Source organism: Anabaena sp. AL93, assembly GCF_001672085.1.
Taxonomy (GTDB): Bacteria; Cyanobacteriota; Cyanobacteriia; order Cyanobacteriales; family Nostocaceae; genus Dolichospermum; species Dolichospermum heterosporum.
The window spans coordinates 1-9013 of sequence record NZ_LJOU01000151.1; the positions used below are offsets into that span (position 1 = coordinate 1).

The 9013-nt window shown below is 39.1% G+C and carries 7 protein-coding genes and 2 pseudogenes; 7 read left to right on the forward strand and 2 right to left on the reverse strand.

All coding sequences use genetic code 11. From position 1 onward, the window contains the following. Both AN486_RS25120 and grpE read right to left on the reverse strand, forming a co-directional pair. Window positions 1-400 (reverse strand): IS607 family transposase (locus AN486_RS25120; RefSeq protein ID WP_290602908.1); only part of this gene is annotated, 400 nt, incomplete at its 3' end. A gap of 60 nt (window positions 401-460) precedes the next feature. Beyond that, window positions 461-1135, reverse strand: coding sequence for a nucleotide exchange factor GrpE (gene grpE, locus AN486_RS25125; protein WP_039202898.1), 675 nt, complete (start codon window positions 1133-1135; stop codon window positions 461-463). A gap of 642 nt (window positions 1136-1777) precedes the next feature. On the opposite strand from grpE, the gene AN486_RS25130 reads away from it, so the two are divergent. The 7 genes and pseudogenes from AN486_RS25130 (at window position 1778) to AN486_RS25160 (ending at window position 8996) form a co-directional block, all read left to right on the forward strand. Continuing rightward, window positions 1778-3778 (forward strand): GspE/PulE family protein, encoded by a 2001-nt coding sequence (locus AN486_RS25130; protein WP_053539893.1) that lies wholly within the window; start codon window positions 1778-1780, stop codon window positions 3776-3778. 64 nt (window positions 3779-3842) lie between these two features. After that, window positions 3843-4943 (forward strand): type IV pilus twitching motility protein PilT, encoded by a 1101-nt coding sequence (locus AN486_RS25135; RefSeq protein WP_053539894.1) that lies wholly within the window; start codon window positions 3843-3845, stop codon window positions 4941-4943. A 124-nt stretch (window positions 4944-5067) separates the two neighbouring features. After that, complete coding sequence (locus tag AN486_RS25140; protein ID WP_039203041.1) at window positions 5068-6291, forward strand: type II secretion system F family protein; 1224 nt, start codon at window positions 5068-5070, stop codon at window positions 6289-6291. Between the two features lie 89 nt (window positions 6292-6380). Continuing rightward, window positions 6381-6722 (forward strand): annotated as a pseudogene (locus AN486_RS25145) (hypothetical protein); the annotation flags it as partial. Window positions 6723-6824: 102 nt separating this feature from the next. Beyond that, window positions 6825-7046 (forward strand): annotated as a pseudogene (locus tag AN486_RS25150) (hypothetical protein); the annotation flags it as partial. A gap of 125 nt (window positions 7047-7171) precedes the next feature. Then, window positions 7172-8698: a thymidylate synthase gene (locus AN486_RS25155; RefSeq protein ID WP_053539895.1), complete on the forward strand. Its 1527-nt coding sequence runs from the start codon at window positions 7172-7174 to the stop codon at window positions 8696-8698. A gap of 19 nt (window positions 8699-8717) precedes the next feature. Then, window positions 8718-8996 carry a DUF4351 domain-containing protein gene (locus AN486_RS25160; RefSeq protein WP_234413215.1) on the forward strand — a complete coding sequence of 93 codons (279 nt, stop codon included), beginning with the start codon at window positions 8718-8720 and terminating at the stop codon, window positions 8994-8996. Window positions 8997-9013 lie beyond the last annotated feature (17 nt).

A 9013-nucleotide genomic window follows, 5' to 3' on the forward strand; every position in this document is an offset into this window, starting at 1 on the left:
CAACGAACTCAAAACCAAATCTGCATAACCTGTCCTTATGTCCCACGACAATTTCAGAGATTTGATTCTGGGCAACTTGAGTCATTAATTTAAGAAAGTTTTTCCGCTTCCAGTTCATGCCACTAGCAACATCCTTGACGACTCGACATCCTGGGTAAGTTTTGCCTAAAAATTCTATTTGTGTGTCAAGGTCTAACAACTGGGTTTTTGTGCTGACACGGGCGTAAAGAACCCGCTCTTTATCCGTTGGAACTGTTTTGATAAAGGCTGACTCTGGATATCTCCGGTGTCCCCCAGGGGAACGGATACATTCTATTTTCCCTAAGTCAGCCCATTCTGCCGTCGTCTTAGGGTGATAGCCAAATTGTTTGTAAACTTGTTCTGGGGTTAGGTATTTCATCTTTCGGTTAAATACGATTAACCCCAGTATACTACGTTATTTTGAGATTAGAGAGTATGGCTAACCGTTATCTTGATTGGACAAATCTTCTGAGTCCACAGATATATCTTCTCTCGGTGCAGCTACTTTTACCATCGCATGGCGGAGTACACGATCGCCAAAATAATAGCCCCGAACTAACTCTTCTAAAATAGTTCCTTCTGGATGTTCGTCGGTTGGTTCTCGCATCACAGCTTCATGCAAATTCGGGTCAAATTCTTGACCTTCAGGGCGCATGGGTGCTACACCTAAACGTTTGAGACAATCCACCAATTGTTTATAAACCCCTTGATAGCTCTTATGAATTGTCATTTCACCATCGCCTTGGGGTTTGAGGTGCGCTCGCGCTCGTTCAAAATTATCAACGACAGGTAGCAATTCCGTAATTGTGTTGCGCTTTACCTGTAAGTCAATTTCTTCTTTTTCTTTGGCAGTTCGTTTGCGGTAATTCTCAAAATCTGCGGCAATTCGCATATATTGAGTGCTACGGTCTTCTAATTGAGCTTTGAGAGTTTCAATTTGCTGAGATAAATCTGCTAAGACAGCGATATCTACTTCAATGGGATTGGCTGTAGCACTACCATTTTCTTCAGTGAGTATATTATCTCCCTGTTCATTTATTTGGTTTGCTACTTGCTCATTAGCTTCGCTGCTAGAGTCTTGGGGGTTAATTTCGGACGGGGAGTCACTTTTCATAAGAATATGTGGTAAGTGGAAAACTCAGTCACTGAAGTGCTGAGAAGAATGGTTTGCGGTAGACTTAGGCGTTTTCGGTAACTTTAGCAACTACTTGCTATATCTTTAGTTGATTCGCCCAATTCCTGGTTTATCCAACAGAATTCAGGAGTCACCGAGTCAGAATCCATTCTGAATTCTGTGCGAGTGGCGGATGAATAACCGGGTTTAAGATCCCCACCAAATCCTAGATTTGGTGGTCTTCAATCGTTTGTGGGTCTGAATCCCCGACTGATTGATTCTGACTCCTGAATTCTTCTTTAAATAGTTTACCTGTTTATTTTCGTTTACTATTATCTACCCATCCTAGATGCTTTTAACAGCAGAAATTTAACAGGCTATCAGCATTCGGCCTTCAGCATTCAGCGAGTGAGATAATTATGGGTTCAATCCCGTGTTTAGTAACACAATAGAGGTTATATTAGTTACTAATATTTCAGTAGGACGTGATATTACTGTTATTTTATGGTGATAAATTGTCAATATAAAAATTTTTACATCAAAAGGTTGTTGGCTAGAATTTAATACAGTATCAATGAGAAGTATGTACCACCGTCAGGGAATACTTAAAGAAGAGATTCCCCTACCCTAACCCATTTGCTTATGACTTACTCATCACCACAAGGGCGCAGTACGGCGATAACTATCAGAACTGAGTTTTCGCCCTTTGCTAATAAACTAGTAGCATCTGGCTATATCAATAATGAACAAATGAGACAGGCTTTAGCTATGAGCCGCAAGACTGGCAAGCTACTGACAGAAGTATTAGAGTCAATTACTGACCGAAAATTAGCTCCTGAACAGGTAACAGCATACAAAAAACAACACTTATTTGAACTTAAAATTTTATACGGTATTGAGTCGCTTGATACTGAAATCAACGAAATTGATACAACAAATGTGGGGATGCTGATTCAAGAACTCATTCCTGTGGAGCTATGTCGTCGCCATTATCTAGTGCCATTGTCAAGACATGATGACCAACCGTCACCTTATATTTTAATGGCGATGGTTGACCCAGATAATTTAGAGGCTTCTGATGATCTTAACCGAATTTTGCGTCCTAAAGGTTTGTCTTTTCAGCGGCGGGTAATTACGCAGAAAGATTACTTGGGCATTATTAATCAATACTTAAATGAGCAAGCTGCACGCCAAAAGACCTTAGATCAACAAAAAAATTATGATGTTAAGGGGGATTTAGACAATTTAGAAAATCTGGAAATAGAGGAAAGTAGTGATGATGATGTTGATTTAGATAAGGCGATGAAGGGTGCTGATGATGCACCTATTATTAAACTTGTGAATCGGATTTTGTTGAAGGCTTTAAGTGAGGGTGTTTCGGATATTCACATTGAACCCCAGGAAGAATATTTACGGATTCGTTTCCGTAAGGATGGGGTATTACGTGAGGCATTTGAAAATATGCCGAAAAAAATTATCCCGGCAGTAACAGCCAGATTTAAAATTATTTCTAACTTGGACATTGCGGAGAGACGTTTACCTCAAGATGGACGTATCCGCCGGATATTTGCGGGGAGAAAGGTGGATTTTCGGGTAAATACTCTACCTAGTCGTTATGGAGAAAAGGTTGTTCTCCGGATTTTAGATAACTCCTCTACTCAATTGGGTTTAGATAAGTTAATTACTGACCCAGAAACCTTAAAAATTGTTCAGGATATGGTTAGTAAGCCCTTTGGGTTGATTTTGGTGACAGGACCAACTGGTTCGGGTAAAACGACTTCGTTGTATTCGGCACTGTCAGAAAAGAATGATCCGGGGATTAATATTAGTACGGTAGAAGATCCGATTGAGTACAGTTTACCGGGGATTACTCAAGTACAGGTAATTCGGGAAAAGGGGTTGGATTTCTCGACGGCTTTGCGGGCTTTCTTGCGTCAAGATCCAGATGTGTTACTGGTGGGGGAAACACGAGATAAGGAAACTGCAAAAACGGCGATTGAGGCGGCATTAACCGGTCACTTGGTATTAACTACTTTACACACTAATGATGCGCCGGGAGCGATCGCTCGCTTAGGAGAAATGGGTATTGAACCGTTCATGGTTTCCAGTTCTCTCATTGGTGTTTTAGCACAACGTCTAGTTCGTCGTGTCTGTTCTGAATGTCGGATTGCCTATAGTCCCACCATTGAAGAACTCGCTCGCTATGGTTTATCAGCTTCCCAAGAGGCTCAGGTGACTTTCTATAAAGCCAATATTATCCCACCAGAAGAAATAGTCAGCCGTAAAAATCTTTGTCCAAAATGTAATGGCATTGGCTACAAGGGGCGTTGTGGTGTTTATGAAGTGATGCGGATTACTGAAGAATTACAAACCCTTATTAACAAGGAAGCACCTACAGAAAGGATCAAAGAAGTGGCTGTTGAAGAGGGTATGAAAACCTTACTGGCATACAGTTTAGACCTAGTTCGCCAAGGTGCAACTACCCTAGAAGAGGTAGAACGGGTAACATTTACAGACACAGGTTTAGAAGCTGAATTAAAGGCTAAACGCAAAAGTGGTCTGACTTGTCGGACTTGTACAGGGGAATTACAACCAGAATGGTTAGATTGTCCTTACTGTATGACACCTCGATTTACAGATTAACCACACATTTTGAATTGAGAGTTTGCAGTTTTTTATTGTTAATTAACGGGAGTGGAACAAGACTATGGAAATGATGATTGAAGACTTGATGGAGCAACTAATTAATATGGGTGGCTCAGACTTACACCTATCTGCTGGTTTGCCTCCCTATTTTCGGATTAGTGGACATCTAACACCTATTGGTGAACATACCTTAACTGCTGATGAGTGCCAAAGGTTAATTTTTAGTATGCTCAATAACACTCAGCGCAAAACCTTAGAGCAAACCTGGGAATTAGATTGTTCTTATGGTGTAAAAGGATTAGCTCGGTTTCGGGTGAATGTCTACAAAGAGCGGGGTGCTTTTGCTGCTTGTTTACGAGCATTAAGTTCTAAAATTCCTAACTTTGAAAAATTAGGTTTGCCCGATATAGTTCGGGAAATGACGGAAAAACCTAGAGGATTAATTCTCGTTACAGGTCCAACTGGTTCTGGTAAAACTACTACCTTAGCGGCAATGATTGACCTAATTAATCGGACTAGGGCAGAACACATTTTAACGGTTGAAGATCCTGTAGAATTTGTTTATGAACCTATCAAAAGTCTAGTTCACCAACGCCAATTAGGGGAAGATACGAAGAGTTTTGCTAATGCTTTGAAAGCAGCTTTACGGGAAGATCCAGATATTATTCTCGTAGGAGAAATGCGGGATTTAGAAACAATTGCTTTGGCAATTTCCGCCGCAGAAACAGGTCACTTGGTATTTGGTACATTACATACAAGCTCTGCTGCACAAACCGTTGACCGGATTATTGACGTTTTCCCCTCAGAAAGACAAACTCAGGTGCGGGTGCAGTTATCTAACTCCTTAGTTGCAGTTTTTAGTCAAACTTTAGTACCTAAGAAAAATCCCAAAGCTAATGAATATGGTCGAGTTATGGCTCAAGAAATCATGGTGATTACTCCCGCTATTTCTAACTTGATTCGGGAAGGAAAAACAGCACAGATTTACTCAGCTATTCAGACTGGTGGTAAATTGGGAATGCAAACTCTAGAAAAGGTTTTGGCTGATTTATACAAAGCTGGAACTATTTCTTTTGAAGCGGCAATCTCTAAAACCTCTAAACCAGATGAAGTACAGCGTCTAATTGGTGCGACAGCCCCAGCAGGAGCTAAATTGCGTTAACAGGTAATAGGCAGGGAGCAGGGAGCAGGGGGAAATGTTTACCAATTACCAATTACCGATTACCAATTACCGATTACCGATTACCGATTACCGATTACCAATTCTAAAATTTTAAATTAATATTATGCCTACCTACGTTGCTCGTATTCGTGATTCTCAAGGAAAATCCAGAACTGAAAAATTTACCGCTGATTCCTTGACTGATGCTCGGACTAATCTTAGAAATCAAGGTTTTGTTGTTCAAGAGTTAAAAGAATCTCAAAGCTTGGCTTCTCGGTTTGATATCCAGAAAATTCAGAATTCCTTTGTTAAGGTTTCTGTAAAAGATAAAGCGGTTTTTTCTCGTCAATTTGCTGCTTTGGTAAATGCAGGTGTAGCCATAGTTAGAGGCTTGGGTGTACTCTCTGAACAGTGTGGTAACCCTAAACTTAAAGCGGCTTTAATTGAAATTAGTGCTGATGTTCAAACTGGAGTTAACCTCTCAGATTCCATGCGTAAACATCCTGATTGTTTTGATGGTTTGTATGTGAGTATGGTACAAGCTGGAGAAATTGGGGGTGTGCTAGATGAGGTTTTAAATCGTTTAGCTAAACTATTAGAAGATATGGCGCGGTTGCAGAACCAAATTAAATCGGCTATGTCTTATCCAGTGGTAGTAGGGTTTTTGGCAACTGCTATTTTTGTAGGGATGACAGTCTTTCTAATTCCCATTTTTGCCGCCATTTTCAAAGATATAGGTATAGAATTACCACCACTTACGCAATTTTTGATGGACTGTAGTTCAATATTGCGAAGTTACTGGTCTTTAGTGATTATTGGGATTTTGTTTGCATTATCATTTGCTTATAAGCAGTATTACAAAACCCCTCTTGGTAGGTTAAATATTGATGGTATTGCTCTGAAATTACCTTTGTTTGGTGATTTAATTCAAAAATCTTCCATTGCCCGTTTTAGTCGGACTTTTGGTTCATTAACTCGTTCTGGAGTACCAATCTTAACTTGTTTAGAAATTGTGCGAGATACATCTGGAAACCAAGTTATTGCTAATGCTATTGACGCTGCTCGTGAAGAAGTTCAACAAGGGGGGATGATTAGTGTGGCTTTGCTCAAAGAATCGGTTTTTCCTGGTATGGCAATTCAGATGATGAGTATCGGTGAAGAAACCGGTCAATTAGATGGAATGTTGATGAAAGTTGCTGATTTCTATGAAGACGAAGTAGAACAGGCAGTTAAATCACTTACCAGCGTTTTAGAACCCGTGATGATTGTGGTATTGGGGGGAATGGTAGGGACAATTTTGTTGGCTATGTACCTGCCGATGTTCAAAGTATTTGAAAAGATGGGTTAAGGAAGGATTGAAAGATGAAGAATGAAGAGTAAATAAACAAGTTTAATCTTTTATTCTTCATACTTTATATTTTTATATTTTAGGAAGATATGACTTTACAAAAATCTGTTTATGAAACCAGTTTAGCTGAGTATAGCAATCATTTATCAGCGATCGCTCTCCTTAAACAACATCGTCCCTATTTGGAGATGATTCCTAGTCTCCGTCGTCCTGGGGAAAGTGTTATTACTATCACTTTACCCATTGTCCGTATCCGTGATCTAGAAACTAAAACCTCACAAACCACCAGTTTACCCTGTGATATAGCTATTATCATGTGTGACCCGGAATGGAAAATTAAAACCAGTGTGGAGATTTTGGTTTTTATTCATCGTCCCCATGAGGACTTTTCTGATTTATTGGGAAGATGGAGACAAAGCCAAGTTTACTTAGGAACGCAAATTTAATAACCTGCAATTCTGATGTAACCTGGAATGGTGCGTTACGCTGTCGCTAACACACCCTACTTTTGCACCTTATTTAATTCACATTCCTTAGATAAAGAATATGAATGGATTATGCACCCTCGTCACAGTCATATTTTGAGTGAAGGTACTAATACCATTTATCCTCTGTTTGTAGTTTTTAATCAAACATCAGAACGGATTCAAAGAGGTTTGGTAGGTGCAGATTTACCTTTTGTGAAGCAAATACCGATAACCTTGGAAGAGCAAGAATATCAAGTATCTTATCAAGAAAATGCCGAAAACCCGTGAAGATGTGTCCGATTCTAGCTACCTTTTTTGACAATGTGTGATTAATCTGGACTAATTATTGTATCCTGAATAATCGGGCATTACTATAGAAAAACTTAGTAAATTCAGTGAGCAGTTATCTTAATATGGGTCAAATCACCCAATTCTATTACACAGCACAACACAAACCAAACCAATTGATTTATGGTAGTGGTCAAACCGCAGTGATTACAGGATGGATGGTGAAACAAGCGATCGCTAAACATCTACAATCAAATGAATATGCTGTAATCGGACAGTTATACTCACCTACTAGAGGTATCAACTTACTAATTCGCAACTTATTGCTAAATCCTCATGTGCGGTATTTAGTTATTCTCAACGCTACCAAAGAAGATAAAAATGCCGGTGGTTGTCAATGTTTAAGTGATTTCTTCCGTCATGGTGTGGCAGAAAGTATTAGCGACGCTGGGCGAAAATCTTGGGTAATTTGTTCTCCTATTTCTGGTTATATTGATATTGATATTGATATCAATGCCTTGGAAAAATTACGCCATTCCGTAGAAATTCAAGACGCTACATCAATTGCTGATGCTGTCGAAAAAATTCAATATTACGCCCAAAAAGAAACCGTTGCACCTTGGGGAATACCTGTAGAATTTCCTATGACTACAATTGAACCAACTGTTTTACCAGGAACACGCTATGGACACAGAATTGAAGGTAAGACAATTGCTGAAACTTGGGTAAAAATCATTCATAGAATTAAAACCACTGGTACAATTAGACCCACTGGCTATGATGGTAAATGGCAAGAATTGATAGATTTAATGGCAGTTGTCACCGAAGAACCGGAGGATTTCTATTTTCCCGAACCCAATTATTTACCCATAGATAGAAGTTTTCTAGAAGAATATATTTCGCAAATTTTAGATGATGCACCCAATCGAGAAGGAGTAAAATATACTTATGGGCAACGTTTACGTTCTTGGTTTGGACGTGATCAAATTGAACAAGTCATTGAAAAATTAGCCAATGATATTGATTCTGCGAGGGCTGTAATGTCCTTATGGGATGCTAGTCAAGATGATAATGACAATCCCCCTTGTCTAAATCATGTTTGGGTGAGAATAGTTGATAATGAACTATCTTTAACTGCAACTTTTCGTAGTAATGATATGTTCTCAGCTTGGCCAGCAAATGCTATGGGATTAAGGGCTTTACAAAAGTATATTTATAATTCTTTGCTTAAAAGAACTGCTCATACATTAAAAATGGGGGCATTAATTACTATTAGTCAAAGCGCCCATATTTATGATGATTGTTTTGAAAATGTCGCCAATGTCATTTCATCTCAATATCTTAAAATATCTCAACAAAAAGACTATTTTGATCCTGCTGGTAGTTTTATTATTACTATTCAGAATCATCAAATTATTGTTGAACATACAACCCCTGGTTCTGGAGAAGTAGTTAATTGTTATTCTGGTAAATCTGCACATAAACTTTCCCAGCAAATATTCACAGATTGTCCGGGTTTACAAGTTTCCCATGCCATGTATCTAGGAGTGGAATTGCAAAAAGCGGAAATGGCTTTGTTAATGAAAGAACAGTTTATTTATGAACAGGATAAACCAGTAAAATTGCAGCTACATCAATACAGTCACCTCTAAGATACAAGAGACTGTTTTGGTGTCCAAATTTTCACAATTAAGCCGTCAGGAGATAGAAGCGATGTTTTTAGTCAGTGATATCAAGCAAACAAGAGTATATCAAGAAGCAAAGCAGGAAGAAGCAACGACCTTACTATTCCGTCAGTTATCCAAGCGATTTGGGAAATTGAGCGGTAATTACATCGAAACTATCAGCAATCTTACAATAGAACAACTAGAAGACCTGGGAGAAGCATTATTAGACTTTGTGGACATTACTGACCTGGAACAATGGCTCAAAGCTCACACAAACCAGTAATTAAAGGATATGCACAC

Coding starts and splice junctions, on each gene's coding strand:
- grpE (WP_039202898.1), bottom strand. CDS start 1,135: ATGAAAAGTGACTCCCCGTCCGAAATTAACCCCCAAGACTCTAGCAGC.
- AN486_RS25130 (WP_053539893.1), top strand. CDS start 1,778: ATGACTTACTCATCACCACAAGGGCGCAGTACGGCGATAACTATCAGA.
- AN486_RS25135 (WP_053539894.1), top strand. CDS start 3,843: ATGGAAATGATGATTGAAGACTTGATGGAGCAACTAATTAATATGGGT.
- AN486_RS25140 (WP_039203041.1), top strand. CDS start 5,068: ATGCCTACCTACGTTGCTCGTATTCGTGATTCTCAAGGAAAATCCAGA.
- AN486_RS25155 (WP_053539895.1), top strand. CDS start 7,172: ATGGGTCAAATCACCCAATTCTATTACACAGCACAACACAAACCAAAC.